Here is a 26,124-nt window from a genome sequence, read left to right on the forward strand (position 1 = left end):
GAAGAGTAGGCCCGCGCAAGCGCAGCGCCGCCGGGCAGAGCCGACGGCGCAGGTCTTACTTCATCCCTTCCGTACTTTCCTGTTTCGCCTCCAGCCGTTCCACATCACGATACCAGCGCGGGTGATGTTTCTGCGCCCAGCGGCGGCTCACCTTCCCTTCAATCATCCCTTTGATCGACCCTTTAACCCAGAACGCCATATACATATGGATCAGGATGGCATGAATCAGGATGATGGCAGACGTCGCGTGAATTAGCAGCGCGTAACGCACCGCCTGGATCGGGAAGTACTGTGCAAAATACGGACGCCAGATCATCACCCCGGTCACCAGCAGCACAAAAATCATGCTCATGATGGTCCAGAACATCATCTTCTGTCCGGCATTGTATTTCCCCACCTTCGCGACTTTATGCTCGTTGCCCTTCAGGACTTCGACAATCCCTTTCACCCACGGGATGTCCTGCTTGTCCGGAATATTGTGATGGACAAAGCGCACGAACATAAACATCAGCACCACGAAAATCAGCACGCCGAAGAATGGATGCAGAATGCGCCCCATTTGCGGCGTACCGAAGGTTTCGGTCAGCCACTGCAGCGTCGGGAAGAAGAACGAAATGCCGGATACCGCCACTAGGAAGAAGCAAATGACTACCGTCCAGTGACAGGCGCGATCGACAAATTTGGTGCGCACTATCATTTTCGACTTACTCATGATGCTCCTCCTCCTCGTCATCCACCTCTTTATTCGGGCCGATACCGATGTAGTGATAAATCAGCCCCGCAAAGGTGGCGATAAAGCCCGCCGCAGAGAGCGGTTTAAGCGCCCCTTTCCACAGGTTAATGGAGGTATCGATCGCCGGATCTTTCGGCAGGTTGTGATACAGCTCCGGCTGGTCGTTGTGATGCAGCACGTACATCACGTGCGTGCCGCCCACGCCCTGCGGGTTGTAAATGCCTGCCTTGTCGTAGCCGCGCGCTTTCAGCTTGTCCACGCGCTCTTGCGCCACGTCGAGCATCTCTTTTTTGGTGCCGAAGTGGATCGCCCCGGTCGGACAGGTCTTCACGCACGCAGGCTCCTGGCCAACGCTGACGCGATCGACGCACAGGGTGCATTTGTATACCCGGTTATCCTCTTTATTGAGGCGCGGGATATTAAATGGACAGCCCGCGATGCAGTAGCCGCAGCCGATGCAGTTATCCTGCTGGAAGTCGACGATCCCGTTGGCGTACTGAATTATCGCACCGGCAGACGGACACGCCTTCAGGCAGCCCGGATCTTCACAGTGCATACAGCCGTCCTTGCGGATCAGCCACTCCAGCCTGCCGTTCTGGTCGGTTTCGCTAAAGCGCATCACCGTCCAGGATTTGGCGCTCAGATCCGCCGGGTTATCGTAAACCCCGACGCAGTGCCCCACCTCGTCGCGGATATCGTTCCACTCCGAACAGGCCACCTGGCAGGCCTTACAGCCCACGCAGGAGGAGACGTCGATAAGCTTGGCGACCTCTGCCTTATAGTCCCGCGCGCGAGGCGCGGGAGTGATCGGGTTGGTCGCGGAGCGTTTAATAATGTCTTGTGTTTCCATCGCCATTTAATCGCTCCTTACGCTTTCTCGATGTTGACCAGAAACGCTTTGTACTCCGGCGTTTGCGAGTTGGAATCGCCGACGTTTGGCGTCAGGGTATTGGCGATATAGCCTTTCTGCGCCACCCCTTCAAAGCCCCAGTGCAGCGGAATACCGACGGTTTCCACCTGTTGGCCGTGCACGTTCAGACTTTGCAAACGACGGGTCACCACCGCCACGGCGCGAATAAAGCCGCGCTTGCTGCTCACCTTGACGCGATCGCCGTTGGCAATGCCTTTCGCCTTCGCCAGCGTTTCGCTTATCTCCACAAACTGTTCCGGCTGCGCGATGGCGTTAAGCCGCGCGTGCTTGGTCCAGGTGTGGAAATGCTCGGTCAGGCGGTAGGTCGTCCCCACGTACGGGAATTTGTCCTTTTTGCCTAAGCGCAGCACGTCCTCTTCGTAGATGCGCACCACCGGGCTTGAGACCACGTTCGGGTGCAGCGGGTTGGTCCCCAGCGGCGTTTCCATCGGCTCGTAGTGTTCCGGGAACGGCCCTTCTGCCAGCTTGTTGAGGGCGAACAGGCGCCCCAGCCCTTCCGGCTGCATGATAAACGGCCCGGTGTTGCTGCCCGGCGCGGCGGTGTTGTAATCCGGAATGTCGTTCCCCGTCCACTTCGCCCCGTTCCACTGGATCAGCATCCGTTTCGGATCCCACGGCTTGCCGTTCACGTCGGCGGACGCGCGGTTGTACAGCACGCGACGGTTCAGCGGCCACGCCCATGCCCAGCCCAGGGTGTTGCCCAGGCCTGACGGGTCAGCGTTATCGCGGTTGGCCATCTGGTTACCCTGCTCCGTCCAGCTGCCGGTGTAGATCCAGCAGGACGATGCCGTTGTCCCGTCATCGCGCAGCAGCGCAAAGCTGTTCAGCAGCTGGCCTTTTTTCGCGACCAGGTTGCCGCTCGCGTCATACAGATCCGCCAGCGCCACGCCGTTGTTCTCTTTCGCGACTTCCTCAGACTCAGGACGATCCGGCTGCTTGTAGTGCCAGCTCATCTTCAGCAGCGGCTCAGCGCCTTTGCCGCCTTCGGTGCGGTACATTTCGCGCAGACGATGATAAATGCCGGCCAGGATTTCGCCGTCGTTACGCGCTTCGCCCGGTGCGTCCTGCCCTTTCCAGTGCCATTGCAGCCAGCGGCCGGAGTTGGCAATAGAGCCGTCCTCTTCCGCAAAGCAGGTGGATGGCAGGCGGAACACTTCGGTCTGAATCGACGCCGGATCGACATCGTTGGATTCCCCGTGGTTCTGCCAGAAGGTGGAGGTCTCGGTCACCAGCGGATCGATAACCACCATGTACTTCAGCTTGCTCAGGCTGCGCACGACTTTGTTTTTATCCGGGAATGACGCCACCGGGTTAAAGCCCTGGCAGATATAACCGGTGACGTCGCCCTTATCCATCATGTTGAAATACTTAATGACGTCATAAGCCTGATCCCACTTCGGCAGCCACTCAAAGCCCCAGTCGTTCTCCTTCTGCGCCGCGTCGCCGTAGAAGGATTTCATCAGGCTGACGTAGAACTTCGGATAGTTGCTCCAGTAGTTCACCTGGTCCGGCAGCGTTGCTTTTGGCGTATTAGCTTCAAGATACGCTTGCAGACTGGCCTGCTTTTCCGACGGCAGCGTCAGGTAGCCCGGCAGGCTGGTGGAGAGCAGACCGAGATCGGTTAAGCCCTGAATGTTAGAGTGGCCGCGAAGGGCGTTCACGCCGCCACCGGCCATCCCCATGTTGCCGAGCAGCAGCTGGATCATCGCCATGGTACGGATGTTCTGCGCGCCCACGGTGTGCTGCGTCCAGCCCAGCGCATACAGGAACGTGGTGGTTCTGTCAGCGGCGCTGGTGGAGGCCAGCACCTCGCACACCTTCAGGAAGTCCGCTTTCGGCGTGCCGCAGATGTTCTCCACCACGTCCGGCGTATAGCGGGAAACGTGCTGCTTCAGCAGGTTCCACACGCAGCGCGGATGCGTCAGCGTTTCATCCCGCATCGCATAGCCGTTTTCATCGAACTGATAGTTCCAGGACGTTTTGTCGTACTGGCGTTTTTCAGCGTCATAGCCGCTGAACAGCCCGTCATCGAAGGCAAAATCATCCCGCACCAGCAGGTTCGCGTTGGTGTAATGCTTAACGTAGTCCGCGTTAATTTTGTTGTTTTCGATCAGGTACAGCAGCACGCCGGAGAGGAACGTAATGTCCGTACCGGAGCGGATCGGCGCATAGATATCGGCCACCGATGCCGTACGCGTAAAGCGCGGATCGACGACGATGAGCGTCGCATCGTTGTTGTTTTTCGCTTCCATCGCCCAGCGGAATCCCACCGGATGGGCTTCAGCGGCGTTACCGCCCATCACCACCACGACGTTTGCGTTTTTAATATCAACCCAGTGGTTGGTCATCGCACCGCGACCAAATGTTGGAGCAAGACTTGCTACCGTTGGTCCGTGTCAGACGCGCGCCTGGTTGTCTACTGCCAGCATGCCGAGAGAGCGCACAAATTTTTGCGTCAGCATGCCGGTTTCATTGCTTGCCGCAGATGCGCACAGCATCCCGGTAGAGAGCCAGCGGTTGACCGTCACGCCCTGCTCGTTCTTTTCAATAAAGTTGGCGTCACGGTCGGCTTTCATCAGTTTTGCAATACGGGAGAACGCCTCATCCCAGGAGATGCGCTGCCATTTGTCGGAGCCCGGCGCGCGGTATTCCGGGTAGCGGAGGCGGTTTTCGCTGTGGACATAGTCCAGCAGTCCCGCCCCTTTCGGGCACAGCGCCCCACGGCTCACCGGATGATCCGGATCCCCTTCAATATGGTAAATCGCTTCTCTGGCGTTCTTCGCGCCATCACCCAGGCTATACATCAATAGCCCACAACCCACGGAGCAGTATGTGCAGGTGTTACGGATCTCTTTCGCACGCAGCAGCTTATAGTTGCGTGCCTGAGCCAGCGCCATTTTGGGAGCAAATCCCAGCATTGCGGCTGTGGTTCCGGCCATACCGCCCGCGCAGATTTTGAAAAATTGTCTGCGGCTGACGTCCATTGTTGTCCTCGTTATCTGATAAGACTTCGCGCCGCAAACTAACATTAAAGCCCCTGTTTTTTTTGCGTCAAATCAAGGTCGCCTGACGTCGCCCCCTTAATAGTCACCGCTGCCGCGTTTGAATACCCCTTAAGGGTTAAACACGTAAGAGAATAATTCGCGACAGGGTCAGAATTAATGCTATACATTTTCCCTTTGATTTTATTAGCGATGAAAACGTAATGGACAGAAAGAGAGCAACGCTCACGGGGCTGGCGGCAATACTGCTATGGAGCACAATGGTGGGTCTGATTCGCAGCGTAAGCGAGGGGCTGGGGCCCGTCGGCGGCGCGGCGATGATTTACACCCTCAGTGGGTTATTGTGCCTGGTAACGGTAGGATTTCCTGATATTAAACGTTTTTCACCCGGGTATCTTATTGCAGGCAGCGTACTGTTTGTCAGTTATGAAATTTGTCTGGCGCTGTCGTTAGGCTATGCCGCCACGCGAGCGCAGGCCATAGAAGTCGGTATGGTTAATTATCTCTGGCCGAGCCTGACGATCGTCTTTGCTATTTTATTCAACGGACAGAAATCAACGCTGTGGGTCGTCCCCGGTTTAGCTATCGCTCTGCTCGGCGTGTGTTGGGTATTAGGAGGTGAGCAAGGATTACACATTGATGAAATAATCCGCAATGTCGTCTCTAATCCCCTTAGCTATACGCTTGCTTTTGCCGGAGCATTTATCTGGGCCGCCTACTGTACCGTAACCGCCAAATTTGCCAAAGGGCAAAACGGTATTACCCTCTTTGTTTTGCTCACTGCGCTGAGCCTGTGGGTGAAATATACCATTAGCGATCAGCCAGAAATGGTGTTCAGCTTTCCGGTTATCGTGAAGCTCGTTATGTGCGGCATTGCGCTTGGGTTTGGCTATGCGGCATGGAATATTGGCATTCTGCACGGTAACGTCACGGTGCTGGCTGCCGTATCCTATTTTACTCCCGTGCTCTCCGCCGCGCTTGCAGCCGTGCTGCTAAGCTCACCCCTCTCTTTTTCGTTCTGGCAGGGCGCGCTGATGGTCTGCACCGGGTCATTGCTCTGCTGGTACGCTACACGAAAATAGGGTTCAGATTTATGCCGGGTTCGATTAAATCCGGCAGAAAAATTAACATAAATTTAATATGTGATCACATCGTAATATATTAATCAGAACATTAGTGCATTTGTTGATGTTCTGTTTATATTAGCTTCCTTCGTCAATTCCCCCGACATCAAATTGACATAACCTGACACCGCTGCGTAACTACTTCCCTGCGAATATTACCGCTCTTAATAACACGAAATGCAATAATATTCGCCATCATGGTTGCCAAAAAAATAAACTCATACTGATTAAATAATCGCCACAACATTTTATTCAGGCGTCATTAACCCGATCTCGATCACACTAAATGAAATTATTACTCATATTTTGAAACTTATTATTGAAAGACAACTACAAGATTTTTAAAAATAGCACGCCGTTGACGAACAGCCTCGTTTAGAAATCGTTCGCGATGGTTCAGGAAATACTGAAAAAAATTATAAGGAATATTTAAGATGAAACTTAAATTAGTTGCAGTGGCAGTCACTTCCATGTTGGCAGCAGGCGTTGTAAACGCAGCTGAGATTTATAACAAAGACGGTAACAAGCTGGATCTGTACGGTAAAGTGACAGGTCTGCACTATTTCTCTGATGACGCAGGCGCAGACGGTGATAAAACCTACATGCGTATCGGCTTCAAGGGTGAAACCCAGGTTAACGACCAGCTGTCCGGTTACGGCCAGTGGGAATACCAGATTCAGGGTAACAAGGACGAAGGCGACAACCAGTCCTGGACCCGTGTGGCCTTCGCAGGTCTGAAGTTCGCTGAAGCCGGTTCATTCGATTACGGTCGTAACTACGGCGTGATTTACGACGTGACCTCCTGGACCGACGTTCTGCCAGAATTCGGCGGTGACACCTACGGTGCCGACAACTTCCTGCAGTCTCGTGCAAACGGCGTGGCAACTTACCGTAACCAGGACTTCTTCGGTCTGGTTGACGGCCTGAACTTTGCCCTGCAGTACCAGGGTAAAAATGGCAGCGTAAGCGGTGAAAACACCAACGGCCGCAGCCTGCTGAACCAGAACGGCGACGGCTACGGTGCGTCTCTGACTTACGATCTGGGTGAAGGCTTCAGCGTCGGTGGTGCAATGTCTTCTTCTCGCCGTACCGCTGACCAGAATGCGGCTGGCGTATACGGTGAAGGCGACCGCGCTGAAGTGTACAGCGGCGGCGTGAAGTACGACGCGAACAACGTTTACCTCGCGGCGCAGTACTCTCAGACCTATAACGCAACCCGTTTCGGCACCTCTAACGGTAACCGCAGCGACATCTACGGCTTTGCAAACAAGGCGCAAAACTTCGAAGTTGTGGCTCAGTATCAGTTTGACTTTGGCCTGCGTCCATCCATCGCCTACCTGCAGTCTAAAGGTAAAGACATCGAGAACTTCGGCGACCAGGATCTGGTTAAATACATTGATGTCGGCACCACCTACTATTTTAACAAAAACATGTCCACCTACGTGGATTACAAAATCAACCTGCTGGACGACAACCAGTTCACTCGCCAGGCAGGTATCGGTACCGACAACATCGTTGCGCTGGGTCTGACCTACCAGTTCTAAGATTTGTCAGTACAAAAGCCAGCGTAACACGCTGGCTTTTTTTATCTTCCGCTTTTACCCGACAGACAACTCCCCGCCTGCCGCCCGACGCAGCCAGGTTTGCAGCAGCTTGCCGTCTTCGGTCATCTCTGAATCTGAACGCACGCAGAGGTAATAATCGCGCCCGTCATCAATCGGTAAGTCAAATATCTTGACCAGCTCGCCGCTCTCAAGATATGGCGCAATCAGCGGCTCCCGCATGAGCGCACATCCCAGCCCTGCCTGAACGCCCGCCAGCGTCAACAGCCCGTCTTCAAACAGCGGGCCGCTGCGCCGGAATGGACGTTTTACCCCCTGCAACAAAAACCACTGCGTCCAGCTCGTACGCTCTTCATCGTGCAGCAGCGGCATTTGCAGCAGCTGTTCAGGCGTGTCGATATGGCCATGTACGCGCAAAAACGCGCGGCTGCACACCGGCACCATCTGGCCGGAAATCAGCTTTTCACTCTGATACCCCGCCCACTGCCCGTTACCAAAACGAATCGACATATCCGACGCGTCGCTCAGATAGTTACGGTGGTTGGCATACACCACATTGATCTCGGTTTGCGGATTGGCGCGCATGAACGCAGGCAAGCGCGGGATAAACCACCCCATACCAAAAAGCGGAATCAGGCTGATGGTGACCTGACGCGTTTGCGCCTGCTCCGCCAGGTGCTCCGTCGCCTGGCGCAACACGTTAAACGCCGCACGGATCGAGCGGTAATATTCCCGCCCGTGCTGGCTCAGCACCAGCCTGCGTCCCTGACGTTCCGTGAGCGGCATTTGCAGGTATCCTTCGAGTACCTTGAGCTGATGGCTGACGGCCGACGGAGAGATATCCAGCTCCTGCGCGGCCAGCGTGACGCTCCCCAGCCTGGCGATGGCCTCGAATGCACGTACGGCCCGAAGCGGCGGATCGTTTGCCAGGCGGCTCTCTGCAAACGCCGTCAGGCTCGCCAATTGTTCTGTTTTATTCATATGTTGATTTCTTTAGGCTTTTCACCCAAAAGCAGGCATTCACTATTTTCATTTAAATCATAAACATAAAACAATATTTATTTATCATAAGAAATAATAGATGCGTATTTTACAATTTAATTCATTTATTGGATGGTAGCCGCAGAACGAGCACTTTGCGGGTACAGACGTTGGATACACTCATACAACAACTGATCAACGGTGTGATGCTGGGAAGCATCTACGCGCTGATCGCGCTGGGCTATACCATGGTGTATGACATTTTGCGCATTATTAACTTTGCCCACGGCGATATTCTGATGGTCGGCGCGCTCACCACGCTCTCCGCCATTAACGCCCTGAATAGCACCTTCCCGCATATGCCGCTGCTCTTGCAGCTCGGCGTTGCCCTGATGATTGCCATGGCCGTGTGCGCCCTGCTGGCCATGGCCGTGGAGCGATTTGCCTACCGTCGACTGCGCAACGCTCCGCGCCTGGCGCCGCTGATCTCGGGTATCGGCGTCTCCGTCCTGCTGCAAACCGTGGCGATGATTATCTGGACGCGCAACCCGCTGATGTTTCCGCAGATCCTGCCCATGGATCCGATTACCGTGACGTCAGGAAGTGAAATGCACCCGCCCGCCATCGTGACCGTTACAGGTATTGTCACCGTGGCGCTGGCGCTGGCGGTGATGACCGGGCTCTGGCTGCTGGTGGAATACACCCGTCTGGGGCGCGGCATGCGCGCCGTGGCGGAAAACCCGCGCGTGGCCACGCTGATGGGGGTTAACCCAAACGCCATTATCACCCTGACGTTTGCGATTGGCGGGGCGTTTGCCGCGCTGGCAGGCGTAATGATGGCCAGCAACTACGGTAACGCCAGCTTCTCGATGGGCTTTTTACCCGGGATTAAGGCCTTTACCGCCGCCGTGCTGGGGGGCATTGGTAACATTCGGGGTGCCATGATTGGCGGCATCCTGCTCGGCATTATCGAAGCGCTGGGCGCAGGCTACCTGGGTGAACTGACCCACGGTGTATTTGGCAGCAACTATCAGGATGTCTTTGCCTTTATGGTGCTGATCCTGGTGCTGGTCTTCCGTCCGGCTGGCCTGCTGGGCGAGCGCGTGGCGCACAGGGCGTAAGGAATACCATGACAACACTTCAACTCCAGGCCCCGGCGGCGGCGCGCAAATTCTGGTCAGGCATGAGCCTGTTCTGCCTCGCGCTGCTGATTGCGCCCGTGGTGGCCACGCAGCTCGGCGGCAACTATTGGGTGCGCGTCATCGACTTCGCCCTGCTCTACATCATGCTGGCGCTCGGGCTCAATATTGTGGTCGGCTATACCGGCCTGCTGGACATGGGCTTTATCGCCTTTTACGCCGTCGGCGCCTACCTGGCTGCGCTGATGGCCTCCCCACACCTGCTGGAGGTGTTTCCGATCCTCGGCCTCTGGTTCCCGGACGGGCTGCACACCTCGTATCTGCTCATTATTCCGCTGGCCGCCCTGGTGGCGGCAGTCTGCGGGATTTTACTCGGTGCGCCCACGCTGAAGCTGCGCGGGGACTACCTGGCGATAGTGACCCTCGGCTTTGGCGAAATTATCCGCATCCTCATGCGCAACCTCGACCGTCCGGTAAACATCACCAACGGCGCAAAGGGCATTACCGGGGTCGATACGCTGAACCTGTTCGGCCTGAAGTTTAGCGGCGTCTACCACTGGTTTGGTTTCAAAGTGCCCGCCCTGTGGCTGTGGTACTACCTGCTGATGCTGGTGATTGTAGCGATTATTTTTGTCTGCCTGCGCCTGCAGCATTCCCGTATTGGCCGCGCCTGGCACGCCATCCGCGAGGATGAAGACGTGGCCCGCGCGATGGGCATCAATGTGCGTAACTATAAGCTGCTCGCCTTTGCGATGGGCGCCTCCTTTGGCGGCGTGGCGGGTGCGCTGTTCGGCGCGTTTCAGGGCTTTGTCTCCCCGGAATCCTTCACGCTGCAGGAGTCCATTGCCGTACTGGCGATGGTGGTGCTGGGCGGTATGGGACACATTCCAGGCGTGATCCTGGGCGCGGTACTGCTTACCGCCCTGCCGGAACTGCTGCGCAGCCAGGCAGCGCCGGTTCAGCAGGCGCTGTTCGGTACGGTACTGATTGACCCGGAAGTGCTGCGCCAGCTGTTTTACGGTCTGGCACTGGTGCTGGTCATGCTGGTGCGCCCGTCAGGCCTCTGGCCGGTACGCCACAAGGAGGTGAAGGCATGAGCCTGTTAACCGTACGCAACATGTCAAAACGCTTCGGCGGGCTGACTGCCGTAGATGACGTTTCGATTACCGTGAACAGGGGGGAAATCTACGGGCTGATTGGCCCCAACGGCGCGGGAAAAACCACCTGCTTTAACCTGATCACCGGGCTTTATCCGGCGGACAGCGGTGAGTTTTCGATTGCCGATAAGCCCTACTTCCCAAAGCACATAGAGAAAGTCACCGCCGCCGGGATTGCCCGCACCTTCCAGAACGTGCGCCTCTTCAACGAGATGTCGGTGCTGGAAAACGTGATGGTGGGCCGCCACGTGCGCACCCGTAACGGCCTGTGGGCCGCGCTGAGCCGCCATAAACGCGCCCGCGAAGAAGAGAAGCAGACCCGCGAGCTGGCCTGGCACTGGCTGGACTATACCGGCATTGCGCAGTTCGCCCACTATCGCGCCTGCGATCTGGCCTATGGTCATCAGCGTCGCCTTGAAATCGCCCGCGCGCTGGCGACGGATCCGCTGCTGCTGGCGCTGGACGAGCCCGCCGCAGGAATGAACGCGGCGGAAAAAGTGGCGCTCGGCGAGCTGCTCATCCGCATCCGCGATGACGGCAAAACCCTGCTGATGATTGAACATGACGTCAAGCTGGTGATGGGCATCTGCGATCGCCTGACGGTGCTTGATTACGGTAAAACGCTCGCCAGCGGTACGCCGGAAAGCGTGCGGCGCGACCCGGCAGTGATCGCCGCCTGGCTTGGAGGTAACGCCCATGTCTGAATTGCTGAAGGTAGAACGTCTGGACGTGCATTACGGCGGCATTCAGGCCGTACGCGATGTCTCCTTTACCCTGCACGAGGGCGAACAGGCTACGCTGATCGGCGCTAACGGCGCGGGGAAAAGCTCCACCGTGCGCGCTATTACCGGGCTGGAAAGCTTTAGCGGCAGTATTGAATTCAGCGGTAAGCCGGTCCGTAAACAGAGCCCGGAGACCCTGCTTCGCGACGGGCTGGTCATGGTCCCGGAGGGCCGCGGGATCTTCTCCCGCATGACGCTACTGGAAAACCTGCAGATGGGCGCCTGGCTAAGACGTGACACCGTCACCATTAAGCGCGAGATGAACGAGATTTTCGAACGCTTCCCGCGTCTGGGCGAGCGCCAGCATCAGCTTGCCGGGCTGCTGTCCGGCGGCGAGCAACAGCTGCTGGCCCTTAACCGCGCCCTCCTCAGCCGCCCGCGCCTGCTGATCCTCGACGAGCCGTCGATGGGCCTTGCCCCGAAGATGGTCGAGAACATATTTGCCGTTATTGCCGGGCTGCGCGAGCGCGGCGTCGCCCTGCTGCTGATCGAACAAAACGCCCGGCTCGCGCTGGAAGTGACCGACAGCGCGTGGGTGATGGACAGCGGCAGCATTGTTCATCATGGCAAATCGACAGCGCTGCTTAACGACGACCAGATTGCACACATTTATTTGGGCGAAATGCCCGTTTAACCACACCAGCCAACATCAGGGAAATACAATGAAAACAGTAAAAATCAGCGCGCTCAGCGCCGCTATTCTGCTCGGCGGTCTTGCCTCAACGTCCTCGTGGGCCGCCGACGGCGAAACCGTGGTTATCGGTCTGGCAGGCCCGCTCACCGGCCCGTCAGCACGTATCGGGAAAGATCTTGAGAACGGCGCGCAGCTGGCCATTGACGACATTAACAAGCAGCATCCGACCATCGGCGGCAAAGCGGTCACCTTCAAACTGCAGTCCGAAGACGATCAGTCTGACCCGCGCACTGCCGTAGCCGTCGCGCAGCGTCTGGTGGACAGCGATGTGGCGGGCGTGGTCGGCCACTGGAACACCGGCACCAGCATTCCAGCGGCCCGCGTTTATCACGATGCGGGCATCGCCCAGGTGGCACCGGTCGCGACCGGTCACGCCTATACGCAACAAGGTTTTGATACCAGCTTCCGCGTGATGGGACACGACGATGACGGCGGCCAGCTCGCCGGTCAGTACGCGGTTAACACCCTGAAAGCCAAACGCATTGCGGTAATCGACGACCGTACCGCCTTCGGTCAGGGGCTTGCAGACCAGTTTATTAAATCGCTGGAAGCCCAGGGCGTGAAAATTGTCGACCGTCAGTACGTGGATGACAAAACGGTCGATTTCAGCGCCGTGCTGACCGCCATCCGCAGTAAAAACGCCGATCTGATCTTCTTCGGCGGCGTCGACAGCCAGGCCGCACCGCTGGCTCGCCGCATTAAACAGCTGGGCATGAATGCCACGCTGATGGGCGCAGGCGGATTCGTCAGCCAGACGTTCCTGAAGCTGGCGCAGAAAGAAGGCGAAGGCGTTGTGGCGCTGGAGCCGGGCCTGCCCGTTGACCAGATGCCGGGTGGAAAGGCATTCGAACAGGCCTACCAGGCCCGCTACCACACCCATATCGAACTGCACGCCCCGTTCGCCTATGACGCCACCCGCGTGCTGGTTGCGGCGATGGAAAAAGCAGACTCCGTTGAGCCATCAGACTATCTGCCCGCCCTGCGCGCCATCAGCTATTCCGGCGTTACCGGACAGATCGCGTTTGATAAAGAGGGCAACCTGAAATCGCCGTCGTTCACGGTCTATAAGGTTGTCGACGGCAAATGGCAGCCGCAGACCGTGCTGGGCGGCGCAAAAGCGAAGTAACGCAGCGAGGCAATGTGATGAGTGATAATAATGAGCTGGGCATTCTCGCCCGCCGCAAAATTGAAGCTGAAATTATTAAGCCAATTTATGAAATCCTGGTGCGCGAGATAGGGAAAGCCCGCGCCCAGGCGGTGATTGGCGAGGCCATTGAGCAGGCCGCGATTGACGCTGGCAAAGGGTTTGCCAGCAAAGAACCCAACGGCGCGAACATCAAGAGCTTTATCGCCCTGCAGTATCTGTGGGAGAAAGATAACGCCCTGGACGTGAAGGTGATCGACGCTGACGACCAGCAGTACAACTACAACGTGACCCGCTGTCGCTACGCGGAGATGTACCACGAGATGGGGCTGGGCGAGATTGGTCACCTGCTCTCCTGCGCGCGCGATGAAAAATTCATCGTTGGCTATGCGCCGGACGTAGAGCTAACCCGCACCACGACCATTATGCAGGGCGGTGCGTGCTGTGATTTCCGCTACCGCAGCGGTAAGGACAAGTCATGATCCGCGTCAACGCCGAACGGCTGTGGTCAACGCTTGAGATGATGGCGCAGATCGGCGGCACGCCCGCCGGTGGCGTCACCCGTCTGGCACTGAGCGAGGAAGATCGTATTGCGCGTAACCTGCTGCGCGACTGGGCGCTGGACGCCGGTTTTACCTGCGACGTCGACAGCATGGGCAATATGTTCATCCGCCGCGCGGGGAAAAACCCGCAGCTTGCGCCGGTCCTGACCGGTTCGCACGTGGATACCCAGCCGCTGGGAGGGAACTACGACGGGGTTTACGGCGTGCTGGCCGGGCTGGAGCTGCTGCGCACCCTCAATGACCATCACCTTGAGACGGAGCGTGACATCGTGCTGGTCAACTGGACCAACGAAGAAGGCGCGCGCTTTGCGCCAGCCATGCTCGCTTCAGGGGTCTGGACGGGGCAATTTAGCGAAGCGTACGCCCATGCCCGCGCGGATAGCGACGGTATCAGCGTGGGTGAAGCGCTGGAAAGCATCGGCTACCGGGGTGAAGCCCCTGCCCGTGCGTTTCCGGTTCACGCCTGCTACGAGCTGCACATCGAACAGGGCCCGATTCTGGAAGACGAAGCCCTGGATATCGGGTTAGTCCGCGCGGCAATGGGCCAGCGCTGGTTTACCCTGACGCTGGACGGGTTTGCCGCCCACGCGGGCACCACGCCGATGCACAGCCGACGCGATGCGCTGACCGCGTTCTCGGAGCTGGCGCTGAAGGTGGAGGAGATTGGCTATCGGCACGCGCCGGACGGACGTGCGACCATCGGTATGGCGCAGGTTACGCCAAACTCGCGCAACGTCGTGCCGTCTCGGGTGGTCTGCAGCGTGGAGTTTCGCCATCCGGCGCTGACGGCACTGGAAGCCATGGAGGCGGCGCTGCATAAGGTGGCTGAAAGCCTGAGCCTGCGCGGGGTGGCGGCTGTCGTTGAACGCATTTTTGACTACACCCCCATCGCTTTTGATGCCGAATGTCTGGCCCGCACGGAGAAGGCCGTGGCGGAACTGGGCTACTCGGCGAAACCGATGGTCTCCGGCGCGGGACATGACGCCTGCTATGTCAGCAAAATTGCCCCTGCCAGCATGATTTTTATCCCCTGCGTGAAGGGCATCAGCCATAACGAAGCGGAAAGGATCCTGCCAGAGTGGTCGGAGAAAGGGGCGAACGTGCTGTTGCACAGCGTCCTGTCCGCGGCCCAGGAAAAATAAACCGGGTGGCGCGGCTCGGACACCGCGCCCGTAGGCCCGGTAAGCGCAGCGCCACCGGGCGTGTTTTACGGCTTCGGCACCTTCGCCAGGCTAAACCAGATCCCCACAGCCAGCAACAGCAGCATTCCGCCCGCACTCCCCAGCGCCACGCTGTGGGAGGTAATAAACGCACTTTTCGCCGCCTCAATCACCGGCTCCGCGAGGGACGGCGTCAGCTCCTGCGCCACCTTCATCGCTTCACCAATGGATGACGAGGCTTTATCGACGAGCGAGGCATTCAGCCCCTGCGGCAGGTCAATGGACGCCGAGAAGCTGCGGGTCAACAGCAGACCAAAAATAGCGATCCCCAGCCCGGCGCCCAGTTCATAGGACATGGTTTCAATCGCTCCTGCGGCAGCGGCTTTCTCCTTCGGCGCGGCAGCCATAATGGCGGAGGTCGAGGCCAGCAGCGCGCTGGCGGCACTGAAGCCGAGCAGCACCATCAGCCCCCACGCCTGCCACTGCTGCGTACTGAAGTCGAGCATCGACAGGCCAATAAAGCTGACGGCGCTGAGCCCCATCCCCCCGGCCGCGACAATGCGCAGCCCCAGGCGGCCCACCAGCACACCGGCAATCGGCCCGCTGAATCCGCTTGCCACCATCACCGGGAGCATAAACATGCCCGCCTCGAACGGCGTAAAGCCGTGGACAAACTGTAGCTCCTGCGCCATCAGCAGCTCAAACCCGACCAGGGCAATCATGGCGGTCATCGCCATGACCACGCCGCTTAAAATGATGCGGTGACAGAACAGGCGCATATCGATCATCGGCACGCGGGCGCGCAGCTGGATACGCACGAAGATAAACAGCAGCACCGAGCCGGTCACCAGCGCGGAGGCAACCAGCCACGGCGACAGGACGCCTTTGAGCGCGGTTTTGGCGCTGTAGACCAGCAGCAAAATCGCCACAATCAGCATGATGGCATGACTGATATTCAGCGGCTGCTCCGGTCGGCCCTGCTGACGGGGCACAAAACGCGCGGCCAGCGACACCACTATCAGCACAATCGGCACGTTGATTAAAAACACCGATCCCCAGTAAAAATGCTCCAGCAGCATACCGCCAATCAGCGGACCAAACGCCGCCCCGCCGGAACCCACTGCCGCCCAGACGCCGAGCGCGATGTTGCGATCTTTCGCGTCGGTAAACAGCGTGCGGATCCCCGCAAGCGTAGCCGGAATGATCATTGCCGCACCCATCGCCAGCGAGGCGCGCGCCGCTATCAGCCACCCTGCCGACGGTGCAAACGCGGCCGCCAGGGACGACAGGCCAAACAGCGTGCTGCCGATCATCAGCAAGCGTTTAAAGCCAATGCGGTCACCCAGGGCACCCATCGGCAGCACCATCCCCGCCATCACCAGCGAGTAAATATCAATGATCCACAACAATTCGTTTCCGCTGGCACCCAGCGTCATGCTCAATGTCGGCGCCGCCACGTGCAGCACCGTCGCGTCAATCGCCACCGGGATGTACACCAGCACGATAATTACTAACGCTAACCACTGACGAAACATAAATTTCCTTTTCATTTTAAACATGGACACATGTCCAGAATCCGATCCTACGTAAAGTTGAACGACTGTCCAGCTTTTTGTTACACTCGTTTCGGTCTTATTGAGAGTAGAGAAAAAATGCGCTATTTGAGCAAGGAAGAGCGGCGGGAAGCGATCTTACAGGCTGCGATGCGCGTGGCGCTGGCCGAGGGGCTGGCAGCCATGACGGTACGGCGCATTGCCGCAGAAGCGGGCGTCGCGACCGGGCAGGTCCACCACCACTTTGCCTCCGGCGGCGAGTTAAAATCGCTGGCGTTTGTGCGCGTGATCCGCGAGCTGCTGGATGCCGACGTGGTGGGTGAAAACGCCGGTTGGCGGGAACGGTTGCACAGCATGCTCGGCAGTGACGACGGTGGGCTTGAACCTTACATTCGCCTTTGGCGGGAAGCCCAAATTCTCGCCAGTCGTGATCCCGAGATCAAAGCGGCTTATGTCCTGACCATGGAGATGTGGCATCAGGAAACCGTGGCGATTATCCGCGCCGGGGCTGATGCCAACGCGTTCACGCTTACCGATCGGGCGGAAAATATCGCCTGGCGTTTAATAGGGCTGGTTTGTGGCCTGGATGGGATCACCGTATTAAATATGCCTGAAATGGACGATGCGGCATTTAATAAACATCTCGACAAACTTATCACGCTGGAATTGTTTTAATACTCCTTCCGGAGTATAAATTACGCAAAATGTTACAATTAGTAACACATTAAGCGAGCCCTTATTTTCATTCTAATCTCGGGGGTTCGCTTTTTTATCTATCCTTTCAGATGTATCCCAAAGCATCCCAAAAAACCAATTACACTTCTTTAATCATCTTTTTGTTTTTACTTCATTTTTCTCTCAAACATGGTAAGCAAGAGGGCGATATGTCGCAACAAAGTGATAAAAGTAATCCCCATCTGTTGAGTAACTGGAAACCTGAAAACGCACAATTTTGGGAGAATAAAGGAAAACATATCGCACGAAGAAACCTATGGATTTCTGTAGCTTGCCTGCTATTAGCGTTTTGCGTGTGGATGTTATTTAGCGCCGTTGCGGTCAATCTGAATAAAGTCGGATTTAATTTCACCACCGATCAGCTTTTTATGCTAACGGCATTACCTTCACTCTCTGGCGCGATATTGCGCGTCCCCTACTCGTTTATGGTACCAATATTTGGCGGACGCTACTGGACGGTATTGAGCACCGTTATCCTGATTATCCCCTGCGTCTGGCTGGGGATAGCCATTCAGAACACCGCGACACCTTACTGGGTCTTTATCGTGATTGCCCTGCTTTGCGGTTTTGCCGGGGCCAACTTTGCCTCCAGCATGGGTAACATCAGCTTCTTCTTCCCAAAGGCCAGACAGGGCAGCGCGCTGGGCATCAACGGCGGGCTGGGAAATCTGGGCGTCAGCGTGATGCAGCTGTTTGCTCCGCTGGTGATTTTCCTGCCAATGTTTACCTTCCTCGGCGTGCACGGCGTACCGCAGGAAGACGGCTCAACGATGTGGCTGGCCAATGCGGCCTGGGTCTGGGCGCCGCTGCTGCTGCTGGCAACCCTTGCGGCGTTTTTTGGCATGAACGATATCGCCAGCTCTAAAGCCTCTATCGCCAGCCAGCTGCCGGTACTGAAGCGCTTTCACCTCTGGCTGCTGAGCCTGCTTTATCTTGCTACCTTCGGCTCGTTTATCGGCTTCTCGGCGGGCTTTGCCATGCTGTCGAAAACCCAGTTCCCGGACGTGAACATCCTGCACCTCGCTTTCTTTGGCCCCCTGATCGGCGCACTGGCGCGTTCGGCGGGCGGGATGGTCTCTGACAGGCTGGGCGGCGTGCGCGTCACGCTGATTAACTTCGTCTTTATGGCTATCTTCAGCGCCCTGATCTTCCTGACGCTCCCCGGCTCTGGCTCCGGCAGCTTTATCGCCTTCTACCTGGTCTTTATGGGCCTGTTCCTCACCGCCGGGCTGGGCAGCGGTTCGACCTTCCAGATGATCGCGATTATCTTTCGCCAAATCACCCTCGACCGCGTCAAAAACCAGGGCGGCACGGATGAACAGGCGCAGCATGAAGCGGTGACGGAGACCGCCGCCGCGCTGGGCTTTATCTCCGCCATCGGTGCCGTTGGCGGGTTCTTTATCCCTAAGGCGTTCGGCACATCGCTGGCAATGACCGGTTCGCCGGTTGGGGCCATGAAAGTCTTCCTCGTGTTTTACATCGTCTGCGTGTTGGTCACCTGGCTGGTGTATGGCCGTAAATCCTCAAAAAAATAAAAACTACATCTTCGCCGGAGCGTGATGCATCGCACTCCGGCCATGTTATCGAAGCAGGAGAAATGTCATGAGCAAACTGCTGGACCGCTTCCGTTACTTCAAAACAAAAGGCGACAGTTTCGCCGATGGGCACGGGCAGGTGTATCACACCAACCGCGACTGGGAGGACAGCTACCGCCAGCGCTGGCAGTTCGACAAGATTGTGCGATCTACCCACGGGGTAAACTGTACCGGCTCCTGTAGCTGGAAGATTTATGTCAAAAACGGCCTGGTGACCTGGGAAACCCAGCAGACCGACTACCCCCGCACCCGCCCTGACCTGCCCAATCACGAGCCGCGCGGCTGCCCGCGAGGCGCAAGCTACTCCTGGTACCTCTACAGCGCCAACCGCCTTAAGTACCCGCTGGTGCGCCGCAGGCTGATTGAACTCTGGCGCGAGGCGCTGGCGCAGCATACCGATCCGGTTCTGGCCTGGGATGCCATCCAGAACGATCCGCAAAAGGCGCAAAGCTACAGGAAGGCGCGGGGTAAAGGCGGGTTTATCCGCTCAAACTGGAAAGAGCTGAACCAGCTGATCGCCGCCGCTAACGTCTGGACTATCAAAAACTACGGCCCGGACCGCGTGGCCGGTTTTTCGCCTATTCCGGCGATGTCGATGGTCTCCTACGCCGCCGGAACGCGCTATCTCTCCCTGCTGGGTGGCACCTGCCTGAGCTTCTACGACTGGTACTGCGACCTGCCGCCGGCGTCGCCGATGACCTGGGGCGAGCAGACCGACGTGCCGGAGTCCGCCGACTGGTACAACTCCAGCTATATCATTGCCTGGGGCTCGAACGTGCCGCAGACGCGTACTCCCGACGCCCACTTCTTTACCGAGGTGCGCTACAAAGGCACCAAAACCGTTGCGATTACGCCGGACTTCTCGGAGGTCGCCAAGCTCAGCGACCAGTGGCTGGCCCCCAAACAGGGCACCGACAGCGCCCTCGCCATGGCGATGGGCCACGTCATCCTCAAAGAGTTCCACCTCGATAACCCGAGCGATTACTTCCTTAACTACTGCCGCCGCTACACCGACATGCCGATGCTCGTGCTGCTGGACGAACAGGCTGACGGTCGCGTGGTGCCGGGCCGGATGCTGCGCGCCTCCGATCTCGTCGACGGACTGGGGGAGGCCAATAACCCAGAGTGGAAGACCGTCGCCTTCGATATCGCCGGTAACCTGGTGGTGCCAAACGGCTCGATCGGCTTCCGCTGGGGGAAAAAGGCAAATGGAACCTGGAGCCTCAGGCTGCGGGCCATGAAACAGAACTCACACTCTCCCTGCTGATTACCCACGACAGCGTGGCGGACGTCGCGTTCCCCTACTTTGGCGGCAACGAAAACCCGCATTTTCGCAGCGTGAAGCAGGAGCCGGTGCTGACGCGCCGCGTGCCGAGCAAAACCCTGACGCTCGCCGACGGCAGCGAGAAGCGAGTGGTCAGCGTTTACGATCTGGTGCTGGCTAACTACGGTCTCGATCGCGGCCTGGAAGACAGTAACGCCGCAGACAGCTATGACCAGATCAAAGCCTACACGCCCGCCTGGGGCGAGCAGATCACCGGCGTGCCCGCGTACCTGATCGAAAAAATTGCCCGCGAGTTCGCCGACACGGCGCACAAAACGCACGGTCGCTCGATGATCATTCTGGGTGCCGGGGTGAACCACTGGTACCACATGGACATGAACTATCGCGGGATGATCAATATGCTGGTCTTCTGCGGCTGCGTCGGGCAGAGCGGCGGCGGCTGGTCCCACTATGTCGGCCAGGAGAAGCTGCGCCCGCAAACCGGCTGGCTGCCGCTGGCCTTCGCGCTGGACTGGAACCGCCCGCCGCGCCAGATGAACAGCACCTCGTTCTTCTACAACCACGCCAGCCAGTGGCGCTACGAGAAGCTCACCGCGCAGGAGCTGCTCTCCCCGCTGGCGGACGCGTCGAAGTTCACCGGACATCTGATCGACTTTAACGTTCGTGCCGAACGCATGGGCTGGCTGCCGTCGGCCCCGCAGCTCAACCTCAACCCGCTGCACGTCAAGGCGCGTGCGGACGCGGCGGGCATGACGCCGCAGGAGTACACCGTTCAGGCGTTGAAGTCGGGCGATATCCGCTTCGCCTGCGAACAGCCGGACAACGGCAAGAACCACCCGCGCAACCTGTTCGTCTGGCGCTCTAACCTGCTCGGCTCGTCCGGGAAAGGCCACGAGTACATGCTGAAATACCTGCTCGGCACCGAGAGCGGCATTCAGGGTGAAGATTTAGGCTCAACGGACGACGTGAAGCCTGAAGAGGTGGAGTGGCAAACCGCCGCCATCGAGGGCAAGCTCGACCTGCTGGTGACGCTCGATTTCCGCATGTCCAGCACCTGCCTGTTCTCCGATATCGTCCTGCCGACCGCCACCTGGTATGAAAAGGACGACATGAATACCTCGGACATGCACCCGTTTATTCATCCGCTTTCCGCCGCCGTTGACCCGGCGTGGGAATCGCGCAGCGACTGGGAGATCTACAAAGGCATCGCCAAAGTCTTCTCCGAGGTGTGCGTTGGCCATCTGGGCACAGAAACCGACGTGGTGCTCCAGCCGCTGCAGCATGACTCCCCGGCGGAGCTGTCGCAGCCGTTTGATATTCAGGACTGGCGCAAAGGGGAATGTGACCTGATCCCCGGCAAAACGGCGCCGAACATTGCCGTGGTCGAGCGTAACTACCCGGAAACTTACGAACGCTTCACCGCCCTCGGCCCGCTGATGGACAAGCTCGGCAACGGCGGGAAAGGCATTTCGTGGAACACGCAGAACGAGGTCGATTTCCTCGGCAAGCTGAACTACGTCAAGCTCGACGGCCCGGCGAAAGGCCGCCCGCGCATTGAAACCGCCATTGACGCCTCGGAGGTGATTCTCGCCCTCGCCCCGGAAACTAATGGACAGGTGGCGGTGAAGGCCTGGGAAGCGCTCGGGGAACTGACCGGGCGCGACCACACCCATCTGGCGCTGAACAAGGAAGATGAGAAAATCCGCTTCCGCGACATTCAGGCGCAGCCGCGCAAAATCATCTCCAGCCCGACGTGGTCCGGCCTTGAGAGCGAGCACGTCTCCTATAACGCGGGCTATACCAACGTCCACGAGCTGATCCCGTGGCGCACCCTTTCGGGCCGCCAGCAGCTGTATCAGGATCATCCGTGGATGCGCGCCTTCGGGGAGAGCCTGGCGGCCTATCGCCCACCGATTGATACCCGCAGCGTGACCCACATGCGCGAGATCCCGCCGAACGGCTTCCCGGAAAAAGCGCTGAACTTCCTGACGCCGCACCAGAAATGGGGCATCCACTCCACCTACAGCGAAAACCTGCTGATGCAGACCCTGTCGCGCGGGGGGCCCATCGTCTGGATCAGCGAAACCGACGCGCGCGAACTAGGCATAGAGGACAACGACTGGATCGAAGCCTTCAACGCCAACGGCGCCCTCACCGCCCGCGCGGTGGTCAGCCAGCGCGTGCCGCCGGGCATGACCATGATGTACCACGCCCAGGAGCGCATCCTGAACATTCCGGGGTCAGAAGTGACCGGACGGCGCGGCGGGATCCACAACTCGGTCACCCGCGTCTGCCCAAAACCGACACACATGATCGGCGGCTATGCCCAGCTGGCGTACAGCTTCAACTATTACGGCACCGTCGGCTCGAACCGCGACGAGTTCATCATGATCCGCAAAATGAAAAACATTAACTGGCTGGATGGCGAAGGTCGGGATCAGGTACAGGAGGCGAAAAAATGAAAATACGCTCACAGGTTGGCATGGTTCTGAATCTCGATAAATGCATCGGCTGCCACACCTGCTCGGTCACCTGCAAGAACGTCTGGACCGGGCGCGAAGGGATGGAGTATGCGTGGTTTAACAATGTGGAGACCAAACCGGGAATTGGCTACCCGAAAAACTGGGAAGATCAGGAGGAGTGGCAAGGCGGCTGGATCCGCGGCATACATGGCAAGCTGACGCCGCGCCTCGGCGGCAAAATGGGCGTGCTGTCGAAGATTTTCGCCAACCCCGTCCTGCCACAGATTGACGATTATTACGAACCCTTCACCTTTGACTATCAGGATCTGCACCGCGCGCCGGAGGGGGATCACCTCCCTACCGCGCGCCCCCGCTCGCTGATCGACGGTAAGCGGATGGACAAAATCGTCTGGGGGCCAAACTGGGAAGAGCTGCTGGGGGGCGAGTTCGAAAAGCGCGCCCGCGACCGCAACTTCCAGAAGATCCAGAAGGAGATGTACGGCCAGTTTGAAAACACCTTCATGATGTATCTGCCGCGCCTGTGCGAGCACTGCCTCAACCCGAGCTGCGTGGCCACCTGCCCGAGCGGCGCGATTTACAAGCGCGAAGAGGACGGCATTGTGCTGATCGATCAGGATAAATGCCGCGGCTGGCGCCTGTGCATCAGCGGATGCCCGTACAAGAAAATTTACTTCAACTGGAAAAGCGGCAAGTCAGAAAAATGCATCTTCTGCTACCCGCGCATTGAGTCCGGCCAGCCGACCGTTTGTTCGGAGACCTGCGTTGGGCGCATCCGTTATCTCGGCGTGCTGCTGTACGACGCGGACCGTATTGAAGAGGCCGCCAGCACCGAGCATGAAACCGATCTGTACGAGCGCCAGTGCGACGTGTTCCTTAACCCGAACGATCCGGCGGTGATTGAGGAAGCGCTGAAGCAAGGCATTCCGCAGAACGTGATTGATGCCGCCCAGCGTTCGCCGGTCTACAAGATGGCGATGGACTGGAAGCTGGCGCTGCCGCTGCATCCTGAATACCGCACCCTGCCGATGGTCTGGTACGTGCCGCCACTGTCGCCGATTCAGTCTTACGCGGATGCGGGCGGCCTGCCGCAGAGTGACGGCGTCCTGCCTGCCGTGGAAAGCCTGCGCATTCCAGTGCAGTACCTGGCAAACATGCTCAGCGCGGGCGATACCGGCCCGGTGCTGCGCGCCCTGAAGCGCATGATGGCGATGCGTCACTATAAACGCTCCCAGACCGTGGAAGGCGTGACCGATACCCGCGCCATTGAGGAAGTGGGCCTGACCGAAGCGCAGGTTGAGGAGATGTACCGCTATCTCGCCATCGCTAACTACGAAGACCGCTTCGTGATCCCGACCAGCCACCGCGAAATGGCGCGCGACGCCTTCCCGGAGAAAAACGGCTGCGGCTTCACCTTTGGCGACGGCTGCCACGGCTCCGACACCAAATTCAACCTCTTCAACAGCAGCCGCATCGACGCGATTAACATCACCGAGGTGCGCGAACACGGGGAGGGAGAATAATGCAGATCCTTAAAATCATCGCGCTGCTGATTGAGTATCCCGATGAGCTGCTGTGGGAAAACCGCGATGAGGCGCTTTCCCTGGTTGAGCAGGACGCGCCCATGCTGCTGCCGTTTGCGCAGCAGCACCTGAGCGCCCCGCTGCTGGATAAGCAAGCCGAATGGTGCGAAGTGTTTGAACGCGGGCGCGCAACGTCCCTGCTGCTGTTCGAGCACGTTCACGCCGAGTCCCGCGATCGTGGTCAGGCGATGGTCGACCTGATGAGCCAGTATGAGAAAGCCGGGCTGGAGCTGGACTGTCGCGAGCTGCCCGACTATCTGCCGCTCTACCTGGAATACCTCAGCCTCGTCACCGACGACGAGGCGCGTGAAGGATTGCAAAATGTCGCGCCGATCCTGGCGCTGATTGGTGGTCGCCTCAAGCAGCGCGGCGTGGCGCATTACCAGCTGTTTGACGCCCTGCTGACGATGGCCGGTACGCGGCTTTCCAGCGACAGCGTGGCGAAGCAGGTGTCCGATGAAAAACGGGATGATACCCGTCAGGCACTGGACGCCGTGTGGGAAGAGGAACAGGTGAAGTTTATCGAAGACAACGCCACATCGTGCGACAGTTCGCCGATGCAGCAATATCAACGACGCTTTAGCCAGGACGTCGCGCCGCAGTACGTGGACGTCAGCGCCGGAGGCCCAAAATGACGCATTACCTGAACGTGTTTTTCTATGATATTTACCCGTATATCTGTGCCACCGTTTTTTTCCTCGGCAGCTGGCTGCGCTACGACTACGGGCAGTACACCTGGCGGGCCTCATCGAGCCAGATGCTCAGCAAGCGCGGGATGAACTGGGCCTCTAACCTGTTTCATATCGGGATTCTGGGGATCTTCTTCGGGCACCTGTTCGGCATGTTAACCCCGCACTGGATGTACGCCTGGTTTTTACCCGTCGCGGTTAAACAGCAGCTGGCCATGATTGCGGGAGGCATTTGCGGCGTACTGACGCTGATTGGTGGGTCAATGCTGCTGATCCGCCGCCTCTTCAACCAGCGGGTACGCGCCACGTCCACCACGCCGGATATTATCATCATGAGTATCCTGCTGCTTCAGTGCATCCTCGGGCTGTCGACCATTCCTTTCTCCGCGCAATATCCTGACGGAAGCGAGATGATGAAACTGGTCGGCTGGGCGCAGGGGATCGTAACGTTTAAGGGGGGCTCGTCGGAGATGTTGAGCGGCGTCGCGCCGATCTTCCGCGTGCATCTGGTGCTGGGGATGACGATCTTCCTCATCTTCCCGTTCACCCGTCTGGTGCACGTGTGGAGCGCACCGTTTGAGTATTTTACCCGTCGGTATCAGGTGGTGAGATCGCGCCGTTGATTTTGTCGGGTGCGGCTACGCCTTACCCGACCTACGTTCACACTCCCGTAGGCCCGGTAAGGCGTAGCCGCCACCGGGCCGCAATCTCAGAACAAAGTACTTCCGGTTACGACAGAAATCACCACCAGCAGCAGCAAAACGGCAACGATCAAACCAAAAGCCAGTAACACCGCATGAAAAGCGAGCGTGGCTCCGGAAAAAAACAGCGCGCCACTCACCCCCCATCTGTTCTCTTTGCGCATCCCTGCCGTGAACGCAAGCCCTAATGCCACCACGGATAAAATTATTCCGCTATTGATAAGAATGCTGTCGATATCGACCGCTTTCTTTTTCGCCTCAATGGTCGGCTGCTCTCCTTTTATGCCAGCAATGATCCCTTTTTTTACCGCCGAAACCTTTTCAGCCACAACAATTTCAAGCGCCGTCGACTTTGTCGAAAAAGGACCAAAAGTGAACTGTACTAATGAGAGAAGCAGTGCAATAACCCCGAGTAACATTCCCACTGAACTGAATTTATTCCGTAATAAGATTTCCATATCAGCATGCCTTTGATGATGTTTAAACTAACCTGTCGGGTGGCGGCCTACGTTCGGGCACCCGTAGGCCCGG

Annotated in this window: 20 protein-coding genes and 1 pseudogene; 15 read left to right on the forward strand and 6 right to left on the reverse strand. The window is 58.1% G+C overall.

Annotation, left to right across the window (positions count from 1 at the left end; translation table 11 throughout):
• Positions 1–55: 55 nt before the first annotated feature.
• From fdnI to fdnG, 3 genes are read right to left on the reverse strand one after another with little or no spacing between them, the layout of a single operon-like run.
• Complete coding sequence (gene fdnI / locus ACMGGH_RS17270; RefSeq protein ID WP_048958295.1) at positions 56–712, reverse strand: formate dehydrogenase-N subunit gamma; 657 nt, start codon at positions 710–712, stop codon at positions 56–58.
• Positions 705–1,589, reverse strand: coding sequence for a formate dehydrogenase subunit beta (gene fdxH, locus ACMGGH_RS17275; RefSeq protein ID WP_232948292.1), 885 nt, complete (start codon positions 1,587–1,589; stop codon positions 705–707). Before fdxH ends, fdnI begins: the two co-directional genes overlap by 8 nt.
• 11 nt (positions 1,590–1,600) lie before the next feature.
• The gene (fdnG, locus tag ACMGGH_RS17280) at positions 1,601–4,648 is read right to left on the reverse strand and encodes a formate dehydrogenase-N subunit alpha (RefSeq protein WP_192971119.1); all 3,048 of its coding nucleotides are present in this window, start codon (positions 4,646–4,648) and stop codon (positions 1,601–1,603) included.
• Between the two features lie 221 nt (positions 4,649–4,869).
• Between fdnG and yddG the strand changes: the two genes are divergently transcribed.
• Together yddG and ACMGGH_RS17290 are read left to right on the forward strand one after the other, a co-directional pair.
• The gene (yddG, locus tag ACMGGH_RS17285; protein ID WP_232948293.1) at positions 4,870–5,748 is read left to right on the forward strand and encodes an aromatic amino acid DMT transporter YddG; all 879 of its coding nucleotides are present in this window, start codon (positions 4,870–4,872) and stop codon (positions 5,746–5,748) included.
• A 476-nt stretch (positions 5,749–6,224) separates the two neighbouring features.
• Entirely contained in the window at positions 6,225–7,334 is a 1,110-nt protein-coding gene (locus tag ACMGGH_RS17290; RefSeq protein WP_028013256.1) for a porin OmpC, read from the forward strand.
• 54 nt (positions 7,335–7,388) lie between these two features.
• Here the strand turns inward: ACMGGH_RS17290 and ACMGGH_RS17295 are convergent, their stop codons facing one another.
• The gene (locus tag ACMGGH_RS17295; RefSeq protein ID WP_232948294.1) at positions 7,389–8,333 is read right to left on the reverse strand and encodes a LysR substrate-binding domain-containing protein; all 945 of its coding nucleotides are present in this window, start codon (positions 8,331–8,333) and stop codon (positions 7,389–7,391) included.
• A gap of 170 nt (positions 8,334–8,503) precedes the next feature.
• On the opposite strand from ACMGGH_RS17295, the gene ACMGGH_RS17300 reads away from it, so the two are divergent.
• Genes ACMGGH_RS17300 through ACMGGH_RS17330 form a run of 7 tightly spaced genes read left to right on the forward strand, consistent with a single transcriptional unit; the run spans position 8,504 to position 14,954 of the window.
• The gene (locus tag ACMGGH_RS17300; protein WP_420299185.1) at positions 8,504–9,454 is read left to right on the forward strand and encodes a branched-chain amino acid ABC transporter permease; all 951 of its coding nucleotides are present in this window, start codon (positions 8,504–8,506) and stop codon (positions 9,452–9,454) included.
• 8 nt (positions 9,455–9,462) lie between these two features.
• Positions 9,463–10,569: a branched-chain amino acid ABC transporter permease gene (locus tag ACMGGH_RS17305; protein ID WP_232948295.1), complete on the forward strand. Its 1,107-nt coding sequence runs from the start codon at positions 9,463–9,465 to the stop codon at positions 10,567–10,569.
• Positions 10,566–11,333, forward strand: a complete 768-nt coding sequence (locus ACMGGH_RS17310; RefSeq protein ID WP_028013260.1) for an ABC transporter ATP-binding protein — start codon at positions 10,566–10,568, stop codon at positions 11,331–11,333. Before ACMGGH_RS17305 ends, ACMGGH_RS17310 begins: the two co-directional genes overlap by 4 nt.
• On the forward strand, positions 11,326–12,045 hold the full coding sequence (locus ACMGGH_RS17315) for an ABC transporter ATP-binding protein (protein WP_232948296.1): 720 nt from the start codon (positions 11,326–11,328) through the stop codon (positions 12,043–12,045). Before ACMGGH_RS17310 ends, ACMGGH_RS17315 begins: the two co-directional genes overlap by 8 nt.
• 28 nt (positions 12,046–12,073) lie before the next feature.
• On the forward strand, positions 12,074–13,231 hold the full coding sequence (locus ACMGGH_RS17320; protein WP_041909827.1) for a branched-chain amino acid ABC transporter substrate-binding protein: 1,158 nt from the start codon (positions 12,074–12,076) through the stop codon (positions 13,229–13,231).
• A gap of 17 nt (positions 13,232–13,248) precedes the next feature.
• Entirely contained in the window at positions 13,249–13,731 is a 483-nt protein-coding gene (locus ACMGGH_RS17325; protein ID WP_048999756.1) for an L-2-amino-thiazoline-4-carboxylic acid hydrolase, read from the forward strand.
• The gene (locus tag ACMGGH_RS17330; RefSeq protein WP_232948297.1) at positions 13,728–14,954 is read left to right on the forward strand and encodes a Zn-dependent hydrolase; all 1,227 of its coding nucleotides are present in this window, start codon (positions 13,728–13,730) and stop codon (positions 14,952–14,954) included. Before ACMGGH_RS17325 ends, ACMGGH_RS17330 begins: the two co-directional genes overlap by 4 nt.
• Before the next feature lie 65 nt (positions 14,955–15,019).
• Here ACMGGH_RS17330 and ACMGGH_RS17335 read toward each other — a convergent pair whose 3' ends face one another.
• Positions 15,020–16,507: an MFS transporter gene (locus ACMGGH_RS17335; RefSeq protein ID WP_232948298.1), complete on the reverse strand. Its 1,488-nt coding sequence runs from the start codon at positions 16,505–16,507 to the stop codon at positions 15,020–15,022.
• Positions 16,508–16,624: 117 nt separating this feature from the next.
• Between ACMGGH_RS17335 and ACMGGH_RS17340 the strand changes: the two genes are divergently transcribed.
• The 6 genes and pseudogenes from ACMGGH_RS17340 (at position 16,625) to narI (ending at position 25,515) form a co-directional block, all read left to right on the forward strand.
• Positions 16,625–17,200: a TetR family transcriptional regulator gene (locus tag ACMGGH_RS17340; protein WP_028013266.1), complete on the forward strand. Its 576-nt coding sequence runs from the start codon at positions 16,625–16,627 to the stop codon at positions 17,198–17,200.
• 209 nt (positions 17,201–17,409) lie between these two features.
• The gene (locus ACMGGH_RS17345; protein WP_232948299.1) at positions 17,410–18,795 is read left to right on the forward strand and encodes a NarK family nitrate/nitrite MFS transporter; all 1,386 of its coding nucleotides are present in this window, start codon (positions 17,410–17,412) and stop codon (positions 18,793–18,795) included.
• A gap of 67 nt (positions 18,796–18,862) precedes the next feature.
• Positions 18,863–22,602: pseudogene (locus tag ACMGGH_RS17350) on the forward strand (nitrate reductase subunit alpha).
• A complete protein-coding gene (gene narH, locus ACMGGH_RS17355) occupies positions 22,599–24,143 on the forward strand; it encodes a nitrate reductase subunit beta (protein ID WP_008501747.1) in 1,545 nt (514 codons plus the stop codon). The pseudogene ACMGGH_RS17350 and the gene narH overlap by 4 nt, the downstream one beginning before the upstream one ends.
• Positions 24,143–24,838 (forward strand): nitrate reductase molybdenum cofactor assembly chaperone, encoded by a 696-nt coding sequence (gene narW / locus ACMGGH_RS17360; RefSeq protein WP_047368626.1) that lies wholly within the window; start codon positions 24,143–24,145, stop codon positions 24,836–24,838. Before narH ends, narW begins: the two co-directional genes overlap by 1 nt.
• Positions 24,835–25,515 carry a respiratory nitrate reductase subunit gamma gene (narI, locus tag ACMGGH_RS17365; RefSeq protein ID WP_022648214.1) on the forward strand — a complete coding sequence of 227 codons (681 nt, stop codon included), beginning with the start codon at positions 24,835–24,837 and terminating at the stop codon, positions 25,513–25,515. The genes narW and narI overlap by 4 nt, the downstream gene beginning before the upstream one ends.
• Positions 25,516–25,601: 86 nt before the next feature.
• Here narI and ACMGGH_RS17370 read toward each other — a convergent pair whose 3' ends face one another.
• Positions 25,602–26,051, reverse strand: coding sequence for a hypothetical protein (locus ACMGGH_RS17370; protein ID WP_048958317.1), 450 nt, complete (start codon positions 26,049–26,051; stop codon positions 25,602–25,604).
• Between the last annotated feature and the right edge of the window lie 73 nt (positions 26,052–26,124).

Origin of the sequence: Enterobacter sp. BNK-16, assembly GCF_048684955.1 — a bacterium.
Taxonomy (GTDB): domain Bacteria; phylum Pseudomonadota; class Gammaproteobacteria; order Enterobacterales; family Enterobacteriaceae; genus Enterobacter; species Enterobacter bugandensis.

Excerpts from the sequence above, each read along its gene's own strand:
- ACMGGH_RS17335 (WP_232948298.1), bottom strand. The coding sequence starts at position 16,507 with ATGTTTCGTCAGTGGTTAGCGTTAGTAATTATCGTGCTGGTGTACATC.
- ACMGGH_RS17315 (WP_232948296.1), top strand. The coding sequence starts at position 11,326 with ATGTCTGAATTGCTGAAGGTAGAACGTCTGGACGTGCATTACGGCGGC.
- narI (WP_022648214.1), top strand. The coding sequence starts at position 24,835 with ATGACGCATTACCTGAACGTGTTTTTCTATGATATTTACCCGTATATC.
- ACMGGH_RS17370 (WP_048958317.1), bottom strand. The coding sequence starts at position 26,051 with ATGGAAATCTTATTACGGAATAAATTCAGTTCAGTGGGAATGTTACTC.
- ACMGGH_RS17290 (WP_028013256.1), top strand. The coding sequence starts at position 6,225 with ATGAAACTTAAATTAGTTGCAGTGGCAGTCACTTCCATGTTGGCAGCA.
- ACMGGH_RS17310 (WP_028013260.1), top strand. The coding sequence starts at position 10,566 with ATGAGCCTGTTAACCGTACGCAACATGTCAAAACGCTTCGGCGGGCTG.
- ACMGGH_RS17305 (WP_232948295.1), top strand. The coding sequence starts at position 9,463 with ATGACAACACTTCAACTCCAGGCCCCGGCGGCGGCGCGCAAATTCTGG.
- fdnI (WP_048958295.1), bottom strand. The coding sequence starts at position 712 with ATGAGTAAGTCGAAAATGATAGTGCGCACCAAATTTGTCGATCGCGCC.
- narW (WP_047368626.1), top strand. The coding sequence starts at position 24,143 with ATGCAGATCCTTAAAATCATCGCGCTGCTGATTGAGTATCCCGATGAG.
- ACMGGH_RS17345 (WP_232948299.1), top strand. The coding sequence starts at position 17,410 with ATGTCGCAACAAAGTGATAAAAGTAATCCCCATCTGTTGAGTAACTGG.
- ACMGGH_RS17325 (WP_048999756.1), top strand. The coding sequence starts at position 13,249 with ATGAGTGATAATAATGAGCTGGGCATTCTCGCCCGCCGCAAAATTGAA.
- ACMGGH_RS17340 (WP_028013266.1), top strand. The coding sequence starts at position 16,625 with ATGCGCTATTTGAGCAAGGAAGAGCGGCGGGAAGCGATCTTACAGGCT.
- ACMGGH_RS17295 (WP_232948294.1), bottom strand. The coding sequence starts at position 8,333 with ATGAATAAAACAGAACAATTGGCGAGCCTGACGGCGTTTGCAGAGAGC.
- fdxH (WP_232948292.1), bottom strand. The coding sequence starts at position 1,589 with ATGGCGATGGAAACACAAGACATTATTAAACGCTCCGCGACCAACCCG.
- narH (WP_008501747.1), top strand. The coding sequence starts at position 22,599 with ATGAAAATACGCTCACAGGTTGGCATGGTTCTGAATCTCGATAAATGC.
- ACMGGH_RS17330 (WP_232948297.1), top strand. The coding sequence starts at position 13,728 with ATGATCCGCGTCAACGCCGAACGGCTGTGGTCAACGCTTGAGATGATG.
- yddG (WP_232948293.1), top strand. The coding sequence starts at position 4,870 with ATGGACAGAAAGAGAGCAACGCTCACGGGGCTGGCGGCAATACTGCTA.
- ACMGGH_RS17320 (WP_041909827.1), top strand. The coding sequence starts at position 12,074 with ATGAAAACAGTAAAAATCAGCGCGCTCAGCGCCGCTATTCTGCTCGGC.